The organism is Mycolicibacterium sp. XJ879 (assembly GCF_053483935.1).
The window spans coordinates 254642-277116 of the sequence record NZ_JBEFTH010000004.1; the positions used below are offsets into that span (position 1 = coordinate 254642).

Consider the following 22475-nt stretch of genomic DNA (forward strand, 5'->3'; position numbering starts at 1 on the left):
AACCAGGTGCCACCGACTTCACCCGGGGTCCGGCGGGTATCCACCGGCGTCGCTGAACACCTGATAGCCATGAGATCTCAGGAAATGCACTCAGCCAACAGGACTATTTGCCGGTGCAGGGCCGGGCCGGGCGGTCAAACCACCGGCGACGCTGACGGGCGGCGTGGCCGCAGAGCGTACAGCGTCTTGACGCCTGAACGTCGTTCGATAAAGTGATACGACGACGGCAGGGGTACCGGGGGCTCGCAACCTCTTATACGGCGACTCGGCCCGGGCGTGAAGGGACGGGACGATAATTTGACAGCGGAATCGTTGGATGGGCGAACGGCTTTGGTCACCGGCGCCAGCCGTGGAATCGGAGCGGCAATTTCACGGCGACTAGCGGAGCTAGGTGCGCGGGTGTTGCTGGTGGGTCGAGATGTGGCTCGGCTGGAGGATGTCGCGGTCGAGTTGCGTGACCGCGGTGCCGAGTGTGACTTTTTCGCAGCGGACCTGAGCTCGCCCGCGGCTCTTGCGCGATTGGTAGATGAGGTCAAGAGTCGCCATTCGCGCGTCGACATGTTGATCAACAACGCCGGTATGCTGCCCGATGCCAAGCGCGCCGAGCGGTTTACCCACGACGAGTGGTCCGGCATCGTCGAACTGAACTTGACATCGCCCTGGTTTCTGGCCTGCCGGATCAAAGAGATGATGCCCGCCGCCGGCGGCGTGGTCATCAACGTTGCAAGCACAGCTGCCATGTATCCGTCGGTGGGGCTCGCGCCGTACAACGTGAGCAAGGCTGGACTGCTCATGCTCACGCAGTCGCTTGCCCTGGAATGGGCGAGTGCGGGGGTTCGGGTGCTCGCCGTAGCGCCTGGCAAGACCAACACCGAGATGATCACCCCCATCTTGGCTTGGGCTGAGAAGAACGACGTCGAGGTCAATCCCCTTGGCCGGCTGGGCGAGCCATCGGAGGTCGCCCACCTGGTGGCCTTCCTGTGCAGTGACCAAGCCAGCTACCTGACCGGTGTCGTCGTACCCATAGACGGGGGCGAGTTGTTGACATCGGGCCGCTGATCCGCAGTAGCCAGAAACTTGCGTTGTGAAGGAGCTGTAATGCCCACGCCGATTGTGGCGGACGTGCTCGCTGTGCGGCTGTTCGAGTTCGTTGCGCTTGCCCTGTTCCTATTTGGCTGGTGGTACGTGCTCCGCACGCGCAGCGCGATATTGGTGGGCGGCTACGTCGGTTCGACGCTGACCGTAGTGTTCGACTGGACGTTTAACACCAAGTGGTTCTTCAACGTCGCGTACAGCTCGAACTTCATTCCCCTGTTTCAGATCGGCGATAGCGTGCAACCGGTTGCGCTGCTGTTCACGTATGCGTTCTTCTTCGGAATCCCGACAGCGTTTCTGGCACGTAACCGGGCTTGGCTGGACCGAAAACTGGGTGCTTGGGGCTGGCTAGTGGTGTTCCTGGGCATGGGACTGCTGCAGCCGCTGTTCGAGATCCCGATGGTGTCGTGGTTGCACCTGTGGACGTATTACCAAGCGCCGCAATATCTGATCGGCGGTGTCATTTGGTCGAACATCTGGTTCTCCGGACTGCTTGGTGTCAGTTGTTACGGCGCACTTCGTCTTGCGCTGCGTTGGGACGATGCGCGGCAACCGGCGTCGGCCGCCGCGGGTACGGTCGGGTCTGCCGGCGCTGGCCTGATGCGGGGACCTAAGGAAGACACGTTGCGCCAAATAGCTACCGGCGCCACCGCCATCTGGTCGGCGTTTTACCTCAGTACGCTGGTTCAACTCATGTTCTGGTATGCGATCGTCTCGCCGTGGGTGCCCAGCCCGCGGGCGTTTTGACTGATCGGGAGTTCCACGCGGTACACATTATCAACGGTGTTAGATAAACTTTATAGTCACCGGAACCGTCGACGCACACGAGGAGAAATGTGGCTCGGCCTAAAGAGGCGCTCATCTCGCGTCGCCGCTCGCTAGAGGCGGCGCTAGACATCATCGACAAGGAGGGGCTCGCCTCCCTGAGCATCCGTCGCCTAGCAGACAAGTTGGGCGTCAACGGCGCATCGTTGTACCACCATTTCGAGAACAAGGACGAGATCATCACCGGGGCGGCGCAACTTGCGCTCGAAGACGTGCGTGCACCTGATGTCACGTCGGGGCGCTGGCGTGAGTGGCTGTCGCAGAATGCGCGTGAGCTTCGGACGGCGCTGTTGGCGCATCCCGAGATCATTCAGGTCGTAATCGGCCGACGCAGTGTAGGCCTCGGCCCCAAACGTATCGAGGTTTCGGCCAAACACCTGATCGATGAGGGTGTCCCGAGCGCAGCTGTGATGCCTCTGATCGAATCACTGGAGCTCGTTGCGATCGGCAGCGCACTTCAAGAGACGCGTACGGATGCCCAGGGTGACGAGGTTGATCTGCTGTCTGGCGAGGAGTATCCCGCATTGACCAAGGTTCTTCGGGAGAGGGGCCTGTCATCGGACGAGATGTTCGATGTGATCATCTCCAGCGTTGTCAGCGCTTTCGAGGAGGCTATCCGCGAGCGCCAGTCTCGTTGGCTTCCTGCCGCAAAGGTCGAGACGGAATAGCTTGGCGAGGTCGACACTTAGCCCCAGCCAGAGGGCTCGCATCGCTGACAGGCCCAACCGAGCCCAACTCGGGCGGCAACGACTCGACCCGTTGATTACCGCGCTTTGCCGCCAAACCTCCGTGACGGCGGGCATTGTCGCCGCACGCGCTGTACTCGATGCGGGTATTGACACCGGGTTCGGACACTGGATCCATTCGGCACAGGTGGCGTATCAAGGCGGGAGTCTCGACGGCACCGCATTGGCGACCGCGATCACGGATCGCGAAACCGGCGCCGAGACGGCGTTTCGCGCCGTTTCTGTGATGCAACGTGATCGGGTGGTTGCTCGCGGTCAGGTCTCGTTCGAGGCGCCGTCTTTCGGGGCGCACGCCGAGGAATTGGTTGGCATGGGCGATAACCCGGACCCGTACAGCGTGCCGGCGGTGCTGTCACCGGCAACGCCGGCAGGGTTCCCCGTCGATATCCGGCCGATCGACGACAATGGTCGCACCTGGGTCAGATTCCGCAACGAGTTACCGGACGACCTCTTGGTGCACGTCGCGGCGCTGGCGTTGACGGTGGATCCTGTCGTTGCCGGTGCGTTGCACGATTACGGTGATTATCAGCCCATCAACTATGGGCTGTGGATCCATCGCTGCTTCCGCGCCGACGACTGGGTCTTGTTGTCGCAGACGGGTTCCCGCGCCTATGGGCATCGGACGTTCTTCACCTATGCGCTTTCGTCGTCGCAGGGTCGCGAGATCGCAACCATAGCGCAGGAGGTCCGGCTTTTCCGCCGGATCGCGCCATAGATAGATTAATCAGACAGCGTTTGGTAATGTCGGGGGAGTACCCATCCCACAGGTAAAGGGGCGCCGGACGTGTTCCACCACACCGCGATCGCGGTCAAAGATGTCAATCGGTCTCACCAGTTTTACACCGAGGTCATGGGATTCAAGCTGCGAAAAGTAGTAAAACGGCAGGCGCCGGGTGGCGGTTGGACGAAGCACATTTTTTATTCGAATGGCGACGAACCCGGCTTCTTCGCGATCTGGGACCTGCACGGTCTTGAAGACGCCGGCGTCCCAGCTGACAGTTGGCAGGGCGGGCTGTCGACCGGCGTCGGCCTGCCGTACTGGGTGAACCACATCGCGTTCGAATGCCACGACATCGGCAAACTCGAAGAGCACAAGCAGCGCTGGCTCGACCGTGGTTATCACGTTCTCGAGGTAAAGCACGAGTTTATCCACTCGATCTACACCCGTGACCCCGATGGCACTCTGGTCGAATTCACCTACGACACCGTTCCTTTGACTGACGACGATACGCGTGAAGCGGTCGAGCTGATGGCCGACGACACGCCGGCCAGCGTCCCCGAGTACGAGGGGATCGTGCACAAGTCTGAACACGCCAAGGCTCGCAAACAGGCTGAGCGGATCGCCGACGCGAGCGCTGCGCACTGACTCAGCCAAGGCCGCGGGCAACGAACGATCAGCTTGCGCGCCGGCGATCACCGGCGCGCAACACCCCGCTCGGTAACGGTCGGCCGACCAGATCCTGTGCGAGATACGCTGCGCTGATCGCGAGTTCAATGTCGATGCCGGTGTCGATCCCCATATCGGTGGCCAAATAGACCAGTTCCTCAGTCGCCACGTTGCCGCTGGCGCCGGGTGCGAATGGGCATCCGCCAAGCCCGCCGATCGACGAGTCGATCATGGTGATGCCGATCTGCATCGCGGCCAGAATCGTGGCTAGTCCGGCACCGCGGGTGTTATGCATATGCAGTCCGACTGGAACCGTTGGATGTCGTCTCTGGACGTCGGCGATCAACTCCGTCGCACGCCTGGGCGTCGCCGTCCCGATCGTGTCGCCGAGACACACCCGGTCTGCCCCGCAGCCTACGGCGTTTTTTACGAGCGAGACGACCCGCGCGGCCGGCGTCGGGCCGTCGAACGGACAATCCCATGCCACCGCGAATATGACCTCCAGGGTGCCACCCGCGGCGTGCACCAAGTCGGCGACTTGTGGCACGAGCGAGATGGATTCCTCGGTGGAACGCCGAACGTTGGCGTGTGAGTGCCCGTCGGCGGCCGACACCACATACTCGAGGTTGGTCACTCCCGCATCGAGTGCTCGCTTGGCACCTGCGGTGCTGGCGACCAAAGCGGAGAACTCGATGTCGGGATAACGGTGCAGGGCAGCGGCGACCTCAGCGGCGTCGCTGAGCGCGGGCACCGCCCGGGAGGAGACGAATGCGGTGGCTTCGATCCGCTTGACGCCGGTGGCCACCAACGCGTCCAGAAGCGCCAGCTTGGCCGTTGTCGGGATGGGCGTTTCGATCTGCAGACCGTCGCGCATCCCGACTTCGCGAATCGAAATCCGTTCCGGCAACCAAATATCGGTGCCGTCGACCAGGCTCATGACAACTGCGGAAGCACTTCTGAACTGAGCAGTTCCACCATGGCCCGGAATTCGTCGGCGGGCTGGCCGCCCATGTCGATCGACAACAGGTTGACATCGGCGTGCAGCATCTCAGAGACCTCACCAAGCCGGTCGACGACTTCGGCGGGACTGCCGACTATTGCCGGACCTTTTGTACTCAAGAACTCGAAGTCGAAGGGCTTGGTGATGAAGGGCGGAGGGTTCGGGTTGACGCGGCTGATGACCGTCGTCATCAGCTCGAAGTAGGCCTTGTACCGGGGCATCCAGCGTTCGCGTGCGCGTTGGCTGTCGGTGTCGACGTTGAGATGCCAGCATGCCCCGACCCGCGGCTTGCGGGTGTGACCGTAGGAGGCGTAGCGCTCCAGGTAGGCCTCGACAACGGGGATGAACATGGCCGGGTTGCCGAAGGCACTCGGCAGCATCAGGTCTAGGCCGAGCCGGGCGGCGAGCTCCAGCGTGGACTCCGAGGCGCCACCGCCGATCCACAGCGGAGGCACCTGTTCGGGCGCGGGCTGGAGTGCGAAAGCATCCAGCGGTGCACGATGCTTGCCCTGCCATGTCACCGGCTTTCCGGTCCACAGGTCGAGGAGCAACTCCACGTTCTCCTCGAACAGTTCATGGGAGTCGTCGGGGTTCTGCCCGAACAGCGTGTAGGTCGAGGTGAAGAAGTTGCCGCGGCCGGCCACCATCTCGACGCGGCCGTTATTGAGGGCGTCCAGCGTCGCGTAGTCCTCGGCGGCTCGTACGGGATCGAGGTTGGCAAGCAACGTCACCGCGGTGCTGAGTTTGATGTTCTTGGTGCGCTCACCGATCGCCGCCAGGATCACCGGCGGGCATGAGTATATGTATTCCAGACCGTGGTGTTCACCGATGTGCACACCCTCGAATCCGCCTTCGTCGGCCACGACGGCCGCTTCGACGATCGCACGGTGTCGTTCGATGGCGCTTTCGCGATGGTCGGTGACTGGGTCGGTGACCTGGTCACCCAGTGTCATCAAGCTGAGGGTCATGTTGCCGCTATCTCCCATCCGGGGTGCAGGTGAACGTCGTGATACCTAATTTAACAAACAGCGTTTGATTATGCAACGCCGCATGTGGGCCTGCGTTTATCGGTTTGCGACCGGGGGGTTTAAGCAACAGCGATCGGTTAGGGCTCGACGACGCAACCCCGCGCCGCATGACGGTGGGCGATGTCGCGGTCACCCACGGCACGGCTCACGGTCATCGTCACATCGACATGCCGCCGTCGACCGGAAGCACCACACCGGTGATGTATCCGGCCTCAGCCGAAGCCAGAAACTGTACCGCGGCGGTCATTTCGGCCGGTTCGGCGAACCGCTGCTGCGGGACGGCCGATGTCAGTGCGGCGAGCTTCTCGGGTGGAATGGCCTTGACCATCGCCGTCGCCGCATTCGGCGAAATCGCGTTCGCGGTGATCCCGAAGCGAGCGACTTCCTTGGCGACTGTCTTCGTGAACCCGATGATCGCCGCCTTGGCCGCGGCGTAGTTGGACTGTCCGACGTTACCGTGCATCCCGGTATAGGAGGTGACGTTGATGATGCGCCCGAATTCGTTGGCCCGCATCAGCGGTACCGCCGCGCGGGTGACATTGAATGTGCCGCCGAGGTGCACGTCCAGAACGGCCTTCCAGTCCTGATCGGCCATCTTCCACACGACGGAGTCGCGTGCGATCCCAGCGTTGTTGACGACCGTGGCAAGGCTCCCGCCCCAGTCGGCAATGTGCGTGACCGCCGAGGTGATGGCTCGAGAATCCGCCACATCGACCGCGATCGGCAGCACATCCTTTCGTCCGCCCCATGTCGCGTCGAGCAGGGCGGGATCGATGTCCAGAGCGCCAACCCGGGCCCCCGCATCGCTGAACGCAGTGGCGATCTCATATCCGATACCTTGTGCCGCACCGGTGACAAGCACGGTGTGACCGGTGAAGTCGAAGCTCATATTCATGCGCGAGCAATCCTGTTCCACGGGATGTCCTTGTCGACGCGTGGTTCCGCGGGAAGCCCCAGCACACGTTCACCGAGGATGTTGCGCTGCACCTCGGATGTGCCGCCCTCGATCGAGTTCGCCAACGAGCGCAGGTACGCCTTGGTGAGAACCTCACCGCCGTGCACCGCCGCAAAGTCCGGGGCGGTCGGCTCGTAATCATCTACGGCCAGCGAAGTTTGCCCCTGCACGTCGACGCAGAACTCATAGATCGCCTTGTTGAGTTCTGCCATCTGAAGTTTCGCGATCGAGCCTTCGGGTCCAGGAGTGGCGACCCTCGATGCGGCGCGAACGTTGGTCAGGCGCGCCGCCTCGGCGCGGATCCACAAGCGGGTGAGGAGATCACGGGCGACGGCACTGCCGTGGCCGGACTGCGATGCGCTGCAATAGGCCCGAACCGCCTGTGCAATCGGGCCCTCACCTCGTCGCAACGGGCGGCCGCCGAGAGAGACGCGTTCGTTGCTCAGTGTGGTGATGGCCACCCTCCAGCCGTCGCCCACGTCGCCGAGACGGTCGCTGTCCGGTATCTCGACGTCGTTGAGGTAGACCTCGTTGAATTCGGCCTCACCGGTCAGCTGCCGCAGCGGCCGAACCTCGACTCCTGGCGAGTGCATGTCCAACAGGAAGTAGGTGAGGCCGCGGTGCTTGGCGACCTCCGGGTCGGTACGGGCGAGCAGCAGCCCGTAACGGGCGATGTGCCCCAGTGAGGTCCAGACCTTTTGACCGTTGACCACCCATGTGTCGTCGCGCCGCCTGGCCCGGGTAGCCACCGCGGCAAGGTCGGATCCGGCGCCCGGTTCACTGAAGAGTTGGCACCAGATGTCTTCGCCGGTGAACAGCGTGCGCAGGTGCTTGCGGCGTTGGTCGGGGGTGCCATGCTTCAGGATGGTGGGCGCCGCCATGCCAAGGCCGATCACGTTGCGCGCACTCCAGTCTGGTGAGCCGGCCTGCTGAAACGCGTTCTCACATTCGGCCTGCAGCGACGAACCCAGCCCGAGGCCGCCGAACCCGGGTGGAAAATGCACGAACGCCAAGCCAGCGTCGAAGCGTGCCGCGCGGATCATCTGGTCCGGGCTGGCGGCGATGTCATGAGTGGCGAAGAATTCCTCGAGCGCGGAGCCCAGCACCCGGCGATCATTCTTGGCGGACATCTGCGATCACGCTCCTTTCGGGAGGTTGATCAGCGTTGCGAGCCGGTCACGATGCTCGCTCGTCGATCGCAACAGAAACGAGGAGGCCATGGCGCGCTTGAGATACAGGTGGGCTGGGTGCTCCCAGGTAAACCCGATGCCACCGTGAATCTGGATGTTCTCGGCGGCGACGTAGGTGTAAGTATCGGTGGCGACGGAACCTGCCAGCGCGGCCGCGATACCCAGGTTGTGCGGATCATGATCGGCCGTCCAGAGTCCGTGCCACACGACGGACTTGGCCGATTCGACCTCGACAAGCATGTCCGCGCAGCGGTGCTTGATCGCCTGGAACGAACCGATCGTCCGACCGAATTGCACCCTGGTGCATGCATAGTCGACGGCTTGGTCAAGTACCCGGGATGCACCGCCGAGTTGTTCGGCCGCCAACAGCAGCGTCCAGATGTCCACGGTGCGTTCCAAAGCCTCGGCCGTGATCGGCAGCCGACGGGCACGAACGCCGGTGAGGTCGGTGTGCGCTAGTCTGCGGGTTTGATCCAGCGGTGTGAACTCGGACCACTGCAGCTGCGCGGTGTCTTCGACGATGTAGATCTTCGGGCCGTCGGCCGCTGTGGCGATCACCAACAGGATGTCGGCGTGCGGGCCGGCAAGCACGTAATCCGCGCGACCGGACAGCGTTGCCGTGTGCTCGTCGGTCACCGTCGCCGTGATCGAGCTCTGCAGCGGATCGCGTCCTGACCAGCCGACTGTGGCCACCGATTCGCCCGTCACCAACCGCGGCAGGATCTGGGATTTCGATGAGTCATCGGCGCAATGCAAGAGCGCCGACGTCGCGAGCCCTACCGAAGCCAGCATTGGCGCGCCGTACAGGGACCGGCCGAGTTCCTGGAACACCGCGCCGAGTTCACAGTAACCGGCACCACTACCGCCTAACTCCTCGGTGACACACAGACCATGAAGGCCGAGTTCAGTTGCGGCCAGACGCCATACGTCAGGATCGTATGACGAGTCCACTGACATCCAGCGTCGCACAGAATCCTCGGGGGAGTGCTTCTCAAGGAAGCGTCGGACAACCGCACCGAGCTCAAGCGTATCCTCAGTTGGCATGTAGCTCATTGGGTTTCGCTTCCGTGCTGGTAGCCCGAGCGACGGCCCTCGACGAAATCCCCACGCGCATCGTGCGCTTCACCGGACATGTTCAGTTCGAGGGTGTAGCTCAGTTCTTGGCGGTAGGCCTTGCGAATGTCGCGGGCGATCGATCCGTTGATCGCGGCTTTCAACCCCCTGACGACGGCGGTGCGCTTGGCTGCGACCGTCGCCGCGAGGTCGCGTGCGGTGTCGGCCAACTGTTGTGCGGGCACGACGCGGTAGACGCTGCCGTAGGCGTGTAGCTCTTCGGCGAAGAAGGGTTCGCACGTGTACATCGCGGCCCGCAACCGCTTCTCCGGCAGCAGACCGGCAGCCTGGACGATTCCGCTGGTGGCACCGTTGTCGGCTTCGGCAAGCACAAAGCTGGTCCGCTCCGCGGTCAGGATGATGTCACACACCCCCGCGACCAACACCCCTAATCCGATGCAGTAGCCGTGTATGGCGGCGATCACCGGCACCGGGCACTCGCTGATGGCAAGCGTCAGTTCCTGAGAGCCGTTGGCCTGGCCGAGGATTCCGCTGAAGCCGGGAAGATCCTGAACCTCCTTGACGTCTCCACCGGCGCAGAATCCGCGGCCTTCTGCGCGCAGCAGCACCACATGCGCCCGGTTGTCGGTGTGGTAGCTGCGCAGATGTGTGACTAGCTTGGCGATATCAGAGAGTCTGAATGCGTTGACCGGTGGATTGTCGATCACCAGTTCGGCTATGCCGTTGTCCGTGATGTCGTGGCGAATCAAGGTCACACCCCGCCGTATTGCGCTTTCAACGCCTGCCGACAGAGCTTGCCCGTGACGTTGCGGGGCAGATCGTCGACTACCGCTAGCGACTTGGGTAGTTTGAACCGGGCCAGTCGAGCCTGGGCGAATTGGTTCAGCTCGTCCAGTGTGGGCGGGACGCGCGGTTGGGCCGGTACAACGACCGCCATTCCCACTTCACCCCACACCTCGTGGTGGATGCCGATGACTGCCACATCCGAAACTTTGGGATGCTCGCCGAACACCCGCTCGATCTCGGCGGGGTACACGTTCTCGCCGCCGGATTTGTACATCTCCTTCACCCGGCCGGCGAGGTAGTAGTAACCATCGGCGTCGCGGCGTGCGGCGTCGCCGGTGCGGTACCAACCATCGGTGAAGAAATCCTGGTTGTCTTTGCGCCAATAGCCGGGGGTGACACTTGGGCCGCGCAGCCATATCTCGCCGGTGTCGCCGGCGGCAACATCGTTACCGCCCTGGTCGACGAGGCGGATCTGGGTATGCCGGGCGGACCGTCCGATCGACCCGGCCTTGGCCCTGTTGAGCGCTAGGGCCGGGTTGTCGACCGCCGTGGCCATCGGCCCGTGTTCGGTGCCACCGTACTGCGGTTGTAGCGCTACGCCCCGGTCGGCCCACCGTTGTAGTAGCTCGGGTTCGGCGATGGCGCCCGCCACGATGAACTGGCGTGCGTGCGAGAAGTCGGCCGTATCAAATCCTGGCTGCGCTGATATGCCTCTGTACATCAACGGGATCGCGGCGAAATGCGTTGCGGGCAGTTCAGATCGGATCAGTGCGGCAAAGACGGCATCGGGTACAAACCGTCGCATGATCGACACCGCCCCGCCGAAGTACAGGATGGGGTTGGCCATGACGTTGAGTCCGCCGGCATGAAACAGAGGCATCGGGTTGAGGTGGTGGTTACCCGGCTCGGAATACCGCGTGGTATGCGCTGTGTTCAGCGCCTGCCATACGAGCGTGCCGTGGGTGGAAAGCACGCCTTTGGGCAGTCCTGTCGTGCCCGAGGTGTACAGGATGTGCGTTGGATCGTCGAACGTCAGGCCGATGTGGGGGGCGAGGTGACCGGCACTGGCTACAGCCGCGTCGTACTCCGAACCGGTCGCCGCCCAAGAAATCCTCTCCGGTATCGCTGCTTTCTCGGCGATGTTGTTTGCGACGCTGGCCCATTCGGCGTCGTGGACGATCATCTGAGCTTCGGCGTCGAGCGCGATGTCGGTCACTTCGGAGACCGCCAATCGCCAGTTCAGTGGGACCAGCAACGCACCGATACGCATTGCGGCAAACTGGATCTCGATGATGCGGGGGTCATTTTCCGCGATGACGAGAATGCGGTCACCTTTTTTGACTCCGCGATCGCGAAGTACGCACGCCAGACGACCCACCCGCTCCTCGAGGTCCGCCCAGCGCAACATCGTGTTGTCATCGGCGCTGCCAAGTGCCGGATCCTGTGGCCGGTGATTTGCATGGTAGTCAACCCAGTCGTGGGCCGCGAAGGCCATCGGTTTCTCCTCGTGTTCAATTGACGAACTGATGCCGTACCAGCCAGTCGTGCACCAGATCGGCGGCCCGGGCGAGATGTACCTTTTGACCGGTGCCGCTGAAATAGTGGTTGGCGCCGGGCAAATTTACGAGTTCCTTATCCGTGTGACCGACCGCATCGAAAACTTGCTGTTGATGACTGGTCGGTACCGCATCATCGCGCCCATTCACCATCATGAACACCGGAACCGTGACGCGCGGGGCGGCATCTCCTGCGTCCACCTGGGCAGTCTGAAGGCTCCATTGTGAGAGCCAGCTGCGTGTGGTGGTGAAGCGCATCAGCGCGCCGGGGCTGGTATTCGCGATACAGGGGTCGCCCAGGTAGCTCGATCCGGGCTTACGCTCGTTCGGATCGATTGAGGGGTCAAGCCAGCGGGGATCGGCCATAGTCCCGGGGACCACGAACGCGTATTCGGCGTGCGGGCGGCCGGCGGAACTAAAGTCAGCCAACTTCTGCTGTGTAAACGCGGTGATCCGCCGACTACGGTCCCGCTGGGCCATCCGATACGCGGCGAGGAAGTCCGAGGAGTACGGCGGTTGGTTCGGATTGGACGGGTCGTACAAGTCGAATTCGGTTTGGCGGTTGCGTTCGGGCTCGATCTCATTGGTGATGGAGGCATCGAGAAACTCAGTCAAAAGGCGGTGCCGACTGCGCGGCGCCGCCAACAGCATCACGCCGTCAGCTCCAGCGAGTGCCGTCTCCGCCAGGATTGTGTCCTCACCGGCTGCGGTTTTTGAGATTGACGGCGACTCCGCTTCTGCCTGATAGCCCATCATTGGTGAGCCGCCGCCGCTCCAGCCAGCAAGAATAATGTTCTTGTAGCCGAGTCGATTCCGTGCATCTTCGATACACGCGTGCAGGTCGAGCAGCACATTCTCCATCTGCAGAGCGGAGTCGCCGACCGAGTACCGGTTGGCTGCGCCGATCACGTGCAGACCGGTACGCGCGAGCTCGGAAAACAGCGGCAGGTACCCGGGGGAACCGATGGGATGCATCGCGAGGATAACGGTGTCCGAATCGTCTTCGCCTCGGAGCAGCTGCGCCTGCCGGACGACGTTATCGGCGATTGAACCGTAAATGTCCTTCCGGACCGTCTTCTCCCGTGAGACAACCAGATACGGTGTGCGGGTGTATTTGATGCGCGGTACGTCTGGCGCCGAATGAGACAACGCAAAGCCTCCAGTCAAGGACCGATGTGACAATAATCGAGGGTCGCCGATTGCTGTCGGTGTAGATGGCCGCGTACCGATTAGCGGACCGACGCCCCGGCGTCGACCGGAAGCGAGACCCCGGTGATGTAGCGCGCTTCATCCGACACCAACCAGGCCACGGCGTTGGCAACGTCGTCGGATTCGATCAGTTGCACCGGGAGGGCATTGCTCATCGCCTCGAACAGCTCAGGGAACTGGTCGGCGGAACCCAGGAACGCGTCGTTCGCCACCATCATCGTATTGGCGCCGGTCGGATGCAGAGTGTTGACACGAATGTTATGACTAGCCAGAGCGTTCGCGTATGACCGCATCACGCCGACCACGGCGTGCTTGGCTGCCGTGTAGCCGAGTAACCCATAGGTGTTGGTCCGTAAAGACCGTGCTGGGCTCTTGAGACCGGCGACCGAACTGGTGATGATGATGGCGCCGCCCTCATTCTGCTCCACCATCGTCGGTACCGCGGCTTCCAGCGTGTAAACCACCCCGGTAAGCATGATGTCGATTGCGTCGTGCCACGCGGACACCTTGGTCGAAGTGGGGCCGACGATCGGCATGATCCCGGCGTTGGCGATGACGATGTCGACCCGGCCAAGCTCGGCGACGCCTTCATCAAAAACCCGGCCTACCGCATCCTGATCGCGAACATCGGCCTGACGCGCCACGATGCGACGACCGAGCGCTTCGACCTGTCGCACCGTTTCTTCGAGATCGTCTTTGGTGGCCAGCGGATACGGCACGGAATCGATCTGCTCGGCGATATCGAAGGTGATGATGTCGGCGCCTTCCTTCGCGAGCCTGACGGCGTGTGCTCGGCCTTGGCCGCGCGCACCGCCGCTGATGAAGACGACCTTGCCCTCGAGTGTTCCCATGTCGCTCCTGGTTGCCGATCTGCCGTTGAAGGGGTTTCATGCCCGCGTCACGATATTAACCAAACAACGTTCGGTGAGCAAGCGGGTCGCCTGGAAGGGAGCTCGCACGGTGAAGTGTCGGAGGGCTTATCGCTCGACGGCAGGCGATCAACCCGCGCTGGGGCCCGGGGTGCCGCGATTGAGGTGCAGGACCTGCAACTCGGTGTAGGCATACAAGCCCCATGGCCCGTTCTCCACGCCCAACCCGCTGTGCTTGAGCCCGCCGAACGGTGTGGTGGGTCCCAGGCTGGCGTGGGTGTTGACCCATGTCGTGCCGGCATCCAGCGCCTCTGCGACGTGCGCGCCGCGGGTCGGATCCGCCGTCCACACACTGGCACCCAGACCGAAGTTCGTCTGATTAGCTCGGGCCACTGCGTCATCGAGTTCGTCGTAAGCGATAATCGGTAGAGCTGGACCGAATTGCTCCTCATCGACAAGCGGTGTCCCATCGGCAATCTCGGAGATAATCGTCGGCTCCATAAAGTACCCGGGCCGGTCGATTCTGCGGCCGCCCGCGGCGGCCTTGGCTCCGCCCGACACGGCGGTGTCGACCAGTCCGACCACTCGCTCGATCTGGGGAAGCGTCGACAACGGACCGAGTTGCGTGGTGGTGTCGGTCGGATCACCAACGGCTGTGCTATCTGCGACCGCGGCCAGCGCTTCGACAACATCGTTGTAGAGGTGGCGCGGGGCATAGACACGCTTGATGAGCGCGCACGCTTGTCCGTTGTTGAAGAAGGCGGACCAGAACAGCCCGGGCGCGATTTCTGCAACGTCGACGTCGTCCAGCAGGATTGCTGCGTCGTTACCGCCAAGTTCCAGCGTGGTCCGTTTGAAATCTAATGCAGCAGCGGCATTTACAGATCTACCTGCCTCGACGCTGCCGGTAAAGCTAACTTTTCGGGCCAACGGGTGCCCGGCAATCCAGCGGCCGACCCGATCGCCGCCGCTGACAATGTTGAGCACTCCCGGCGGCAGGATATCTCGAAGAATCTCGCCGAACCGCAGTGTGCTCAACGGCGTGAACGGAGACGGTTTGAGCACCATGGTGTTACCTGCACGCAGCGCCGGCGCAATTTTGAAGAATGCGAGTCCGATAGGCATGTTCCATGGGGTGATCGCGCCGACGACGCCGACAGGACGGCGGATTACCTCAACACGCGCAATTTCGTCGTCGCGAAGCACTTCACGGGGAAGGTCGAGACTGGCGTAGTAAGCCAGCCAACCGGCTGCTACGGGCACTTCGAAGCCGGCGAACGGCGCGGTCTTACCCGACTCCTCAATCAGGATCTGGGCCAACTCTTGCGAATTGGCCTCGATCGCAGCGGATGCCTCCATGAGCTTTGCGCGTCGGAACTCCTCATCGGCACGCCATGCGGGAAACGCATTTGCGGCCGCCTGGAAGGCCTGGTCGACTTGGTCGCGGGTGGCCTCAGGAGCCGTTGTGAACGGCGCGCCTGTGGCGGGATTCACGACGTCGAACTCAACGAAGGTGTGGGCGCCGGTCCCGTTGATTGTCTGGCTGGGCATGTGACTCCTTTGACCGTTGGCGTCCCCAAGTTCCGGTCGAGTCGGCGGGACCGGGGCGATTAGCGCGGCGATTGTGAGCCGCGTTACGGCGTTTACCGTACAGTGTTTGTTTGATGGGCAGCAACGATGACGACCAACCCGGGACGCTAAGGAGCGCACAGATGACAGGTTTTCAGTCCGCAGAGCAGCTACAGCAGTTCGTCACTCCGTTCCTGCGTCAGCTGGTCACCGATCCTGAGCTGCGTCCGAAGTTCGTCGCAGGCGACACATCGTTCAAAGTGCAGTACACGGACCCCGATGAGGTGTTCATGCTCGACTGCACCGTCGATCCGCCGGTCGTGTTCGACGGGGACGACGCTGCCGGGCGTGAAGCCGAGGTGCGGCTCACGATGTCGGCCGAAGACGCGCACCGGTTCTGGCTGGGCAACCTGAATGTGCCGATGGCCATTGCGCGGCGCAAGGTCAAGGTCGAAGGATCGGTGCCCAAGTTGCTCAAGCTGCTGCCCGCCATTACGCCAGCGTTCGACAAATACCGGGACTACGCGGACGCGAAAGGATATTCGGTCAACTGAGGCCGCCGAGGCCCGTCCGCTGGCCAACCGCGGCTAGGACGCGCGGCGGATGCCTCGCTTCAGCAGTAGTTCGCGCTCGGATTCCGTGAGCCCGCCCCAGATCCCGTAGGTCTCGCCGACGGCCAGGGCGTGCGCACGGCACTGCGCGATGACCGGGCACTGGTTGCACATCTCCTTGGCGCGTCTCTCGCGCTGGGCACGGGCACGGCCGCGTTCGCCGTCGGGATGAAAGAACATCGAGGAATCGACACCCCGGCACGAACCGGCCATCTGCCAATCCCACACATCAGCGTTGGGTCCGGGTAGTTGTTGCGGCAAAGGCATTGGAGAACCCCTCTCTGCGTGTTCTCCCGCAAACAGTTGAACACGTGAGTTCTTGGAACAGATCCGAGCGCAAGTCGCCGATGACTACTCGTGCACACAAAGTAGGTGGGCTCACGAAATTTCGTCAATAGTCCAAACGCGTGTGGAACGCCATAACCGCAGGCTAAGAATTTACCTCACGTTCATTCTTGGGCCTTTTCGCCGGCGTAAAACATGCTAAGCGAATCCCACCGAGACCACCCCGGCCGCCGTTTCACCTGATCGCGTCGCCAGGAGGTAATCCAGCAAACGCAAACAATCAATGGTCGGCTTACCTGGAGTTAACTTTGTGGGCATCAACTGTTAACCGAATCCATCCGGTCGGCGTGTCGTTGATAGCGTCGGCGCTTCGATGACCACTTCCTGCTCTGCGACGGTGTTGGCCGATGCCGCGTTCGGTTGCGACCCCGGCCGCTGGCCGCTGCCGCCGGCCGCGTCGCAGCACGAACTGTGGCTGCGCGCGGTCGCCGCGGGCGGTCAGGGACGCTACGCCAGCGCGCGCGCCGACCTCGCTCGGCTGCGCCGCACCCGACGGCCTGAGCCGTTGATCTCGTTGGCGCACAGCACCTATGCGTCGTTGCTGCGGCAACTCGGCTGGCACGGCCACGCCCGAGGCTGGGACGGGCGAGCGTTGGCGCTCGCCGGCTCCGACGCCGAGGCCGGTGCCGACGCGCTGATCGGGCTGGCCGCCGACGCGTTGGGGATGGGCCGGTTTCCGGCGGCTGCACGCGCACTTCAGCGGGCCGCCGATCTTCTGGCCGACGCGCCGGAATCCCGGCTTGCGGTTCGGCTCGGCTGGGTGAGCGCAGAACTGGCGATGGCCCGCGGCGAGGGCGCGCAGGCGGTGCGCCATGCCGAGCAAGCCGTCCGGGCGGCCGCGGCGTTCGGCTCGGCGCGACACGCCGTGAAATCCGACGTCGTACACGCCGCCGCGTTGTGCAGCGCCGGTGACCTTGACGCTGCGCGGCTGGTCGCAGACGCCGCGCTGACCGAGACGGGCCGCCTCGGAATGATCCCGCTGCGCTGGGCGTTGGCCTGCTTGCTGGCCGACATCGGCAGCGCGACGTGCCCGCACGACCAGATCCGTGCCATTCGCGACGAATCTGCCGACACAGTCCGGTCACGGGGCGGCGTGTGGCCCGTCTCGGTGACCGAGGGCACGTCATCCTGAAAGTTATTGTTTAGCTGAGCCGCCCCCGCCGGACTGCCACCGGTTCGTAACGCTGGAGAGATCGCCCACGATGACAATTTCGAGAGAACGTCTCGATGCTGTCGTTGCTGAGGCAGTAGCGGGCAACCGAGACGCACTCCGACAGGTGCTGGAAACCATCCGCCCCATCGTTGTCAGGTACTGCCGGGCACGGGTGGGAGCCGCGGAACGCAGTGGGCTTTCAGCAGACGATATTGCTCAGGAGGTGTGCTTGGCCGCCATCACGGCGCTGCCGCGCTACAAGGATCAGGGACGACCGTTCCTGGCCTTCGTGTACGGCATAGCTGCACACAAGCTCGCTGATGCGCACCGCGCAGCGGCACGGAACCGCTCCGACCCGATGGAAGTCGTGCCGGAGGGCTACTCGCTGGACGCCGGTCCCGAGCAGATGGCCCTGGAGGCCGAATCGTCTGAGCAGATGAAAAAGCTGCTCGCCGTACTGCCGGAAAAGCAACGTGAAATCTTGATCCTGCGTGTGGTCGTCGGCATGAGCGCCGAGGAGACCGCCGAGGCAGTCGGAAGTACGGCCGGTGCGGTCCGGGTGGCCCAGCATCGCGCGCTGGCGCGGCTGAAGCAGGAGATCATCTCGACAGGGCGGCACGACCATGCCTGACTTCGGACGCTGGAACGCAAACGGGGGCGACCCGTCCCTCAACGACATCAACCGCACCGACCGGTTCCTGGACGCGCTGGCGTTCGAAGAGCCGGTGTATGCCACCGACCCCGGCGAAGCCGAGCTGGCACAACTGCTGGCTGGCTGGCGCGACGAGGTGCGCGACGCACCGCTGACCGCGCCCGTCACCCCGCGCGACGCGGTGCTGGCACTGGATCGTGCCACCGTGTCACGACGACGCAACCGGTCGCTGGCGGTCGTCGGATCGGCGGCGGCTGCGGTGTTGTGCCTCGGCGGCTTCGGTGCGGTGGTCGCCGGCGCCGGACCGGGTGATGCGTTGTACGGCCTGCGCACCATGCTGTTCGGTGAGCAGCAGACCACCCGCGACGATCCGGTGATGCTGGCGTCGCAGCAGTTTGCCGAGGTGCAGCAGCTGATCGACGAAGGCCAGTGGGAAGCCGCGCAGGACAAGCTGCAGACGCTGACCACCACGGTGGCCACGGTCGACGATGTTGACCGCAAACAGGAATTCGTCAGCGACTGGCAAGAGTTGACGGTGAAGGTTCAGGCGCAGGACCCGGCCGCGACCATTCCGCCGGATGTGCCGCCGCCGGTGTTCCCGGAGGTGCCGATCGCGGTGCTCGACACCACGACGACGATCTCGGTTTCGCCGTCGCCGTCGGACACCACGGCCCCGTCGCCGTCGGATGTGACGACGTTGCCGTCGCCGACGGACACCACGCTGCCGTCGCCCACGGATGTCACGACGCTGCCGTCGCCGACTGCGACGCCGTCGCCGACACCGACTGTGGCCCCGTCGCCCACGCCGACCGCGAGCCCGTCGCCCACGCCGACCGCGAGCCCGTCGCCCACGCCGACCGCGAGCCCGTCCCCGACGAGCTCGCCTGCGCAGCGGCCGACGCCGACATCGTCGGTGCAGCAGCCGCCGTCGTCCTCGGCGACGCAACTGCCCGCACCGTCACCGTCACCGACCGCGACGCCAACGCAGGCACCGCAGACGACCGAAGTTGCAACGACCCAGCCGCCGACCACGCAGCAGGCGACCACCACGCAGGCGCCGACGCAGGAGTCACCCACCAGGGAGGCGTCGAAGACGGTGATCACCACGACGACCGTGGTGCCGGAGCCCGAAGGCGAGTAGAGCTAGCGCGTGCTCAGCGGTAGCCGTCGGTTTCCGAGGCCGCCTCGTTGAGTGAGGCGTCGGCGTAACCGCGGCAGTAATCCCACGTCACGTAGGCATCGGGTTCGGGATCGTAGGCCGGCTCGTGCGGCCGCACCGTGCCGTCCACGAGCAGTTGCAGCAGGTTGGCGCGCAGCATGTCCCAGTCGTGGTAGTGATCCTGCTGGCATTCGTCACAGCAAACCACCAGGCCGCGGATGCCCTTGTGCGCCAACAACGCCTCGTACACCGCAAGGTCGGCGAGGTCGGCCTCCACCGCGGTCCGCTCTTGCGGGTCCAGCGGCTGGCCGGGCTCGATGGCGTCGAGCGCGGCCGACGGGTCACACGGGTCGTCGGCGAACGGATCGGGTGGCAAACCCGGTGGCAGGTGGTCACGCACGCCTCCACCCTACGCAGCCGCATCCATTTCGGTCCAGCCGTCGGGCGGCATGGCGTCCGATGATTCCGAACACCGTGTGGCACCGGACCGTCGACCTCGATGCCGATAGGATGGTCGTCTAGCTCGACGACTGTCCTCGTCACTGGAGGCCCATCCATGTCGATCGCTGAAAGCAGCGTTCCGCTCGCCGTGCCGGTGCCGACCGGCGGCGATGACCCGACGAAAGTTGCGATGCTCGGGCTCACCTTCGATGACGTCCTGTTGCTGCCCGCAGCCTCCGACGTGATTCCCGCCACCGCCGACACCTCCAGCCAGCTGACCAAGAAGGTGCGGCTGAAAGTGCCTCTGGTCAGCTCGGCGATGGACACGGTGACCGAGTCGCGGATGGCCATCGCGATGGCGCGGGCCGGCGGCATGGGAGTACTGCACCGCAACCTTCCGATCGCCGAGCAGGCCGGCCAGGTCGAAACCGTCAAGCGTTCCGAAGCCGGTATGGTCACCGACCCGGTCACCTGCTCGCCGGACAACACGCTGGCCGAAGTCGACGCGATGTGCGCACGGTTTCGGATCTCGGGGTTGCCCGTCGTCGACGACACCGGCTCCCTTGTCGGGATCATCACCAACCGCGACATGCGCTTTGAGGTCGACCAGTCCAAGCCCGTCTCGGAAGTGATGACCAAGGCACCGCTGATCACCGCGCAGGAGGGTGTCTCCGCCGAAGCCGCGCTGGGGCTGCTGCGTCGGCACAAGATCGAGAAGCTGCCGATCGTCGACGGCCACGGCAAGCTGACCGGCCTGATCACGGTCAAGGACTTCGTCAAGACCGAACAGTTCCCGCTGGCCACCAAGGACAAAGACGGGCGGCTGCTGGTCGGCGCCGCCGTCGGCGTCGGTGATGACGCCTGGACGCGCGCGGTGACGCTGGTGGAGGCCGGCGTCGACGTGCTCGTGGTGGACACCGCCCACGCCCACAACCGCGGCGTGCTCGACATGGTGCACCGGGTCAAGACCGTGCTGGGCGATCGTGTCGAGGTGATCGGCGGCAACGTGGCCACCCGCGCCGCCGCGGCCGCGCTGGCCGACGCGGGTGCCGACGCGGTGAAAGTCGGTGTGGGACCGGGCTCGATCTGCACCACCCGCGTGGTGGCCGGCGTCGGCGCACCCCAGATCACCGCGATCTTGGAAGCAGTAGCGGCCTGTCGTCCGCATGGAGTGCCGGTGATCGCCGACGGCGGACTGCAGTACTCCGGTGACATCGCCAAGGCGCTGGCCGCCGGGGCATCGACGGCGATGCTGGGCTCGCTTCTGGCCGGCACCGCCGAGTCGCCCGGCGAGCTGATCTTCGTCAACGGTAAGCAGTTCAAGAGCTACCGCGGTATGGGCTCACTGGGAGCCATGCAGGGCCGCGGCGGCGCCGGGGGCACTGGCAGGTCCTACTCCAAGGACCGCTACTTCCAGGACGACGCGCTGTCCGAGGACAAGCTGGTGCCCGAGGGCATCGAGGGCAGGGTGCCGTACCGTGGTCCGCTGTCCACCGTCATCCACCAGCTCACCGGCGGGCTGCGGGCGGCCATGGGCTACACCGGCTCGGCCACCATCGAACAGCTGCAGCAGGCGCAGTTCGTGCAGATCACCGCCGCCGGGCTGAAGGAAAGCCATCCGCACGATGTCGCGATGACCGTCGAAGCGCCGAATTACTACGCCCGCTAAGGGGACACACTGGTCATGCGTGACTTGGTCGAAATCGGCATGGGCAGAACCGCCCGCCGCACTTACGAACTCGACGACATCAACATCGTGCCGGCACGGCGCACGCGGTCGTCCAAGGACGTCTCGACGGCCTGGCAGCTGGACGCCTACCGCTTCGAGGTTCCCGTAATCGCCCATCCGACCGATGCTTTGGTGTCACCGGAGTTCGCGATCGCGCTGGGCCGGCTCGGCGGGCTGGGTGTGCTCAACGGCGAGGGTCTGATCGGCAGACACGCCGACGTCGAGGACAAGATCGCCCAAGTGGTCGAGGCCGCCGAGAAAGAACCTGAGCCTGCGGCGTCGATACGCCTTCTGCAGCAACTGCATTCGGCGCCACTGGACCCCGATCTGCTGGGTGCGGCGATCGCCCGGATCCGCGACGCCGGGGTGACGACGGCCGTGCGGGTAAGCCCGCAGAACGCGCGGGCGCTGACCCCGACACTTATTTCGGCCGGGATCGACCTGCTGGTCATCCAGGGCACGATCGTGTCGGCCGAACGGGTCGCCTCCGATGGCGAGCCGCTGAACCTCAAGACGTTCATTTCCGAACTCGACGTGCCGGTGGTGGCCGGCGGGGTGCTCGATCACCGCACGGCGCTGCACCTGATGCGCACCGGCGCGGCCGGCGTCATCGTCGGTTACGGCTCCACGCAGGGCGTCACCACCAGCGACGAGGTGCTGGGTATCAGCGTGCCGATGGCCACCGCGATCGCCGACGCAGCCGCCGCCCGCCGCGAGTACCTCGACGAGACGGGCGGGCGCTACGTGCACGTGCTGGCCGACGGCGATATCCACACCTCCGGCGACCTGGCCAAGGCCATCGCCTGCGGCGCCGACGCCGTCGTGCTCGGCACCCCGCTGGCCACTGCCGCCGAGGCGCTGGGCGACGGCTGGTTCTGGCCCGCCGCCGCGGCACATCCGTCGTTGCCGCGCGGGGCGCTGCTGCAGATCGCGATGGGGGAGCGGCCGTCGCTGGAGCAGGTGTTGATGGGCCCCTCCGACGATCCGTTCGGTTCGCTCAACCTGGTCGGCGGGTTGCGCCGGTCGATGGCCAAGGCCGGCTACTGCGACCTCAAGGAGTTCCAGAAGGTCGGGTTGACCGTCGGTAGCTGAAGTT

General features: G+C 64.2%; 23 protein-coding genes. 11 read left to right on the top strand and 12 right to left on the bottom strand.

What is annotated here, in order from left to right; genetic code table 11:
- Positions 1–276: 276 nt before the first annotated feature.
- The 5 genes from ABQF13_RS11760 (at position 277) to ABQF13_RS11780 (ending at position 4032) form a co-directional block, all read left to right on the top strand.
- The gene (locus ABQF13_RS11760; protein WP_448392914.1) at positions 277–1059 is read left to right on the top strand and encodes an SDR family NAD(P)-dependent oxidoreductase; all 783 of its coding nucleotides are present in this window, start codon (positions 277–279) and stop codon (positions 1057–1059) included.
- A 39-nt stretch (positions 1060–1098) separates the two neighbouring features.
- Positions 1099–1842 (top strand): hypothetical protein, encoded by a 744-nt coding sequence (locus ABQF13_RS11765; RefSeq protein WP_448392915.1) that lies wholly within the window; start codon positions 1099–1101, stop codon positions 1840–1842.
- 89 nt (positions 1843–1931) lie between these two features.
- Positions 1932–2588, top strand: coding sequence for a TetR/AcrR family transcriptional regulator (locus ABQF13_RS11770; protein ID WP_448392916.1), 657 nt, complete (start codon positions 1932–1934; stop codon positions 2586–2588).
- A 91-nt stretch (positions 2589–2679) separates the two neighbouring features.
- The gene (locus ABQF13_RS11775; protein ID WP_448392917.1) at positions 2680–3381 is read left to right on the top strand and encodes an acyl-CoA thioesterase; all 702 of its coding nucleotides are present in this window, start codon (positions 2680–2682) and stop codon (positions 3379–3381) included.
- A gap of 69 nt (positions 3382–3450) precedes the next feature.
- Positions 3451–4032, top strand: a complete 582-nt coding sequence (locus ABQF13_RS11780; protein WP_448392918.1) for a VOC family protein — start codon at positions 3451–3453, stop codon at positions 4030–4032.
- A gap of 28 nt (positions 4033–4060) precedes the next feature.
- On the opposite strand, the gene ABQF13_RS11785 is transcribed toward ABQF13_RS11780, so the two are convergent.
- The 10 genes from ABQF13_RS11785 to ABQF13_RS11830 all read right to left on the bottom strand — a co-directional run bounded on the left by ABQF13_RS11785 (position 4061) and on the right by ABQF13_RS11830 (position 15271).
- Positions 4061–4990 carry a hydroxymethylglutaryl-CoA lyase gene (locus tag ABQF13_RS11785; protein WP_448392919.1) on the bottom strand — a complete coding sequence of 310 codons (930 nt, stop codon included), beginning with the start codon at positions 4988–4990 and terminating at the stop codon, positions 4061–4063.
- On the bottom strand, positions 4987–6021 hold the full coding sequence (locus ABQF13_RS11790) for an LLM class flavin-dependent oxidoreductase (RefSeq protein ID WP_448392920.1): 1035 nt from the start codon (positions 6019–6021) through the stop codon (positions 4987–4989). The genes ABQF13_RS11785 and ABQF13_RS11790 overlap by 4 nt, the downstream gene beginning before the upstream one ends.
- 217 nt (positions 6022–6238) lie before the next feature.
- Positions 6239–6976: an SDR family oxidoreductase gene (locus tag ABQF13_RS11795; protein WP_448393136.1), complete on the bottom strand. Its 738-nt coding sequence runs from the start codon at positions 6974–6976 to the stop codon at positions 6239–6241.
- On the bottom strand, positions 6973–8166 hold the full coding sequence (locus ABQF13_RS11800; RefSeq protein ID WP_448392921.1) for an acyl-CoA dehydrogenase family protein: 1194 nt from the start codon (positions 8164–8166) through the stop codon (positions 6973–6975). The genes ABQF13_RS11795 and ABQF13_RS11800 overlap by 4 nt, the downstream gene beginning before the upstream one ends.
- A gap of 6 nt (positions 8167–8172) precedes the next feature.
- Entirely contained in the window at positions 8173–9279 is a 1107-nt protein-coding gene (locus tag ABQF13_RS11805; RefSeq protein ID WP_448392922.1) for an acyl-CoA dehydrogenase family protein, read from the bottom strand.
- Positions 9276–10055, bottom strand: coding sequence for an enoyl-CoA hydratase-related protein (locus ABQF13_RS11810; RefSeq protein WP_448392924.1), 780 nt, complete (start codon positions 10053–10055; stop codon positions 9276–9278). Before ABQF13_RS11810 ends, ABQF13_RS11805 begins: the two co-directional genes overlap by 4 nt.
- Positions 10052–11581 (bottom strand): AMP-binding protein, encoded by a 1530-nt coding sequence (locus ABQF13_RS11815; RefSeq protein ID WP_448392925.1) that lies wholly within the window; start codon positions 11579–11581, stop codon positions 10052–10054. The genes ABQF13_RS11810 and ABQF13_RS11815 overlap by 4 nt, the downstream gene beginning before the upstream one ends.
- A gap of 16 nt (positions 11582–11597) precedes the next feature.
- Complete coding sequence (locus tag ABQF13_RS11820; protein ID WP_448392926.1) at positions 11598–12809, bottom strand: alpha/beta hydrolase family protein; 1212 nt, start codon at positions 12807–12809, stop codon at positions 11598–11600.
- A gap of 62 nt (positions 12810–12871) precedes the next feature.
- Positions 12872–13702 carry a mycofactocin-coupled SDR family oxidoreductase gene (locus ABQF13_RS11825; protein ID WP_448392927.1) on the bottom strand — a complete coding sequence of 277 codons (831 nt, stop codon included), beginning with the start codon at positions 13700–13702 and terminating at the stop codon, positions 12872–12874.
- Positions 13703–13849: 147 nt separating this feature from the next.
- Positions 13850–15271, bottom strand: a complete 1422-nt coding sequence (locus tag ABQF13_RS11830; protein WP_448392928.1) for an aldehyde dehydrogenase family protein — start codon at positions 15269–15271, stop codon at positions 13850–13852.
- A 161-nt stretch (positions 15272–15432) separates the two neighbouring features.
- On the opposite strand from ABQF13_RS11830, the gene ABQF13_RS11835 reads away from it, so the two are divergent.
- Positions 15433–15843 (top strand): SCP2 sterol-binding domain-containing protein, encoded by a 411-nt coding sequence (locus ABQF13_RS11835; protein ID WP_448392929.1) that lies wholly within the window; start codon positions 15433–15435, stop codon positions 15841–15843.
- Positions 15844–15876: 33 nt separating this feature from the next.
- On the opposite strand, the gene ABQF13_RS11840 is transcribed toward ABQF13_RS11835, so the two are convergent.
- A complete protein-coding gene (locus ABQF13_RS11840) occupies positions 15877–16167 on the bottom strand; it encodes a WhiB family transcriptional regulator (RefSeq protein ID WP_448392930.1) in 291 nt (96 codons plus the stop codon).
- Positions 16168–16558: 391 nt separating this feature from the next.
- On the opposite strand from ABQF13_RS11840, the gene ABQF13_RS11845 reads away from it, so the two are divergent.
- The 3 genes from ABQF13_RS11845 to ABQF13_RS11855 all read left to right on the top strand — a co-directional run bounded on the left by ABQF13_RS11845 (position 16559) and on the right by ABQF13_RS11855 (position 19191).
- On the top strand, positions 16559–17377 hold the full coding sequence (locus ABQF13_RS11845; RefSeq protein WP_448392931.1) for a hypothetical protein: 819 nt from the start codon (positions 16559–16561) through the stop codon (positions 17375–17377).
- A gap of 70 nt (positions 17378–17447) precedes the next feature.
- Entirely contained in the window at positions 17448–18029 is a 582-nt protein-coding gene (locus ABQF13_RS11850; protein WP_448392932.1) for a sigma-70 family RNA polymerase sigma factor, read from the top strand.
- A complete protein-coding gene (locus ABQF13_RS11855) occupies positions 18022–19191 on the top strand; it encodes an anti-sigma-D factor RsdA (RefSeq protein ID WP_448392933.1) in 1170 nt (389 codons plus the stop codon). Before ABQF13_RS11850 ends, ABQF13_RS11855 begins: the two co-directional genes overlap by 8 nt.
- Positions 19192–19204: 13 nt before the next feature.
- Here the strand turns inward: ABQF13_RS11855 and ABQF13_RS11860 are convergent, their stop codons facing one another.
- Positions 19205–19609 carry a DUF5319 domain-containing protein gene (locus ABQF13_RS11860; RefSeq protein WP_427058319.1) on the bottom strand — a complete coding sequence of 135 codons (405 nt, stop codon included), beginning with the start codon at positions 19607–19609 and terminating at the stop codon, positions 19205–19207.
- A 156-nt stretch (positions 19610–19765) separates the two neighbouring features.
- Here ABQF13_RS11860 and guaB point away from each other — a divergent pair, with 156 nt between their 5' ends.
- Positions 19766–21319 carry an IMP dehydrogenase gene (gene guaB, locus ABQF13_RS11865; protein ID WP_448392934.1) on the top strand — a complete coding sequence of 518 codons (1554 nt, stop codon included), beginning with the start codon at positions 19766–19768 and terminating at the stop codon, positions 21317–21319.
- Positions 21320–21343: 24 nt separating this feature from the next.
- Positions 21344–22471 (top strand): GuaB3 family IMP dehydrogenase-related protein, encoded by a 1128-nt coding sequence (locus tag ABQF13_RS11870; RefSeq protein ID WP_448393137.1) that lies wholly within the window; start codon positions 21344–21346, stop codon positions 22469–22471.
- Positions 22472–22475 lie beyond the last annotated feature (4 nt).

Coding starts and splice junctions, on each gene's coding strand:
- ABQF13_RS11765 (WP_448392915.1), top strand. CDS start 1,099: ATGCCCACGCCGATTGTGGCGGACGTGCTCGCTGTGCGGCTGTTCGAG.
- ABQF13_RS11785 (WP_448392919.1), bottom strand. CDS start 4,990: ATGAGCCTGGTCGACGGCACCGATATTTGGTTGCCGGAACGGATTTCG.
- ABQF13_RS11790 (WP_448392920.1), bottom strand. CDS start 6,021: ATGACCCTCAGCTTGATGACACTGGGTGACCAGGTCACCGACCCAGTC.
- ABQF13_RS11795 (WP_448393136.1), bottom strand. CDS start 6,976: ATGAATATGAGCTTCGACTTCACCGGTCACACCGTGCTTGTCACCGGT.
- ABQF13_RS11800 (WP_448392921.1), bottom strand. CDS start 8,166: ATGTCCGCCAAGAATGATCGCCGGGTGCTGGGCTCCGCGCTCGAGGAA.
- ABQF13_RS11805 (WP_448392922.1), bottom strand. CDS start 9,279: ATGAGCTACATGCCAACTGAGGATACGCTTGAGCTCGGTGCGGTTGTC.
- ABQF13_RS11815 (WP_448392925.1), bottom strand. CDS start 11,581: ATGGCCTTCGCGGCCCACGACTGGGTTGACTACCATGCAAATCACCGG.
- ABQF13_RS11825 (WP_448392927.1), bottom strand. CDS start 13,702: ATGGGAACACTCGAGGGCAAGGTCGTCTTCATCAGCGGCGGTGCGCGC.
- ABQF13_RS11830 (WP_448392928.1), bottom strand. CDS start 15,271: ATGCCCAGCCAGACAATCAACGGGACCGGCGCCCACACCTTCGTTGAG.
- ABQF13_RS11835 (WP_448392929.1), top strand. CDS start 15,433: ATGACAGGTTTTCAGTCCGCAGAGCAGCTACAGCAGTTCGTCACTCCG.
- ABQF13_RS11840 (WP_448392930.1), bottom strand. CDS start 16,167: ATGCCTTTGCCGCAACAACTACCCGGACCCAACGCTGATGTGTGGGAT.
- ABQF13_RS11845 (WP_448392931.1), top strand. CDS start 16,559: ATGACCACTTCCTGCTCTGCGACGGTGTTGGCCGATGCCGCGTTCGGT.
- ABQF13_RS11850 (WP_448392932.1), top strand. CDS start 17,448: ATGACAATTTCGAGAGAACGTCTCGATGCTGTCGTTGCTGAGGCAGTA.
- ABQF13_RS11855 (WP_448392933.1), top strand. CDS start 18,022: ATGCCTGACTTCGGACGCTGGAACGCAAACGGGGGCGACCCGTCCCTC.
- guaB (WP_448392934.1), top strand. CDS start 19,766: ATGTCGATCGCTGAAAGCAGCGTTCCGCTCGCCGTGCCGGTGCCGACC.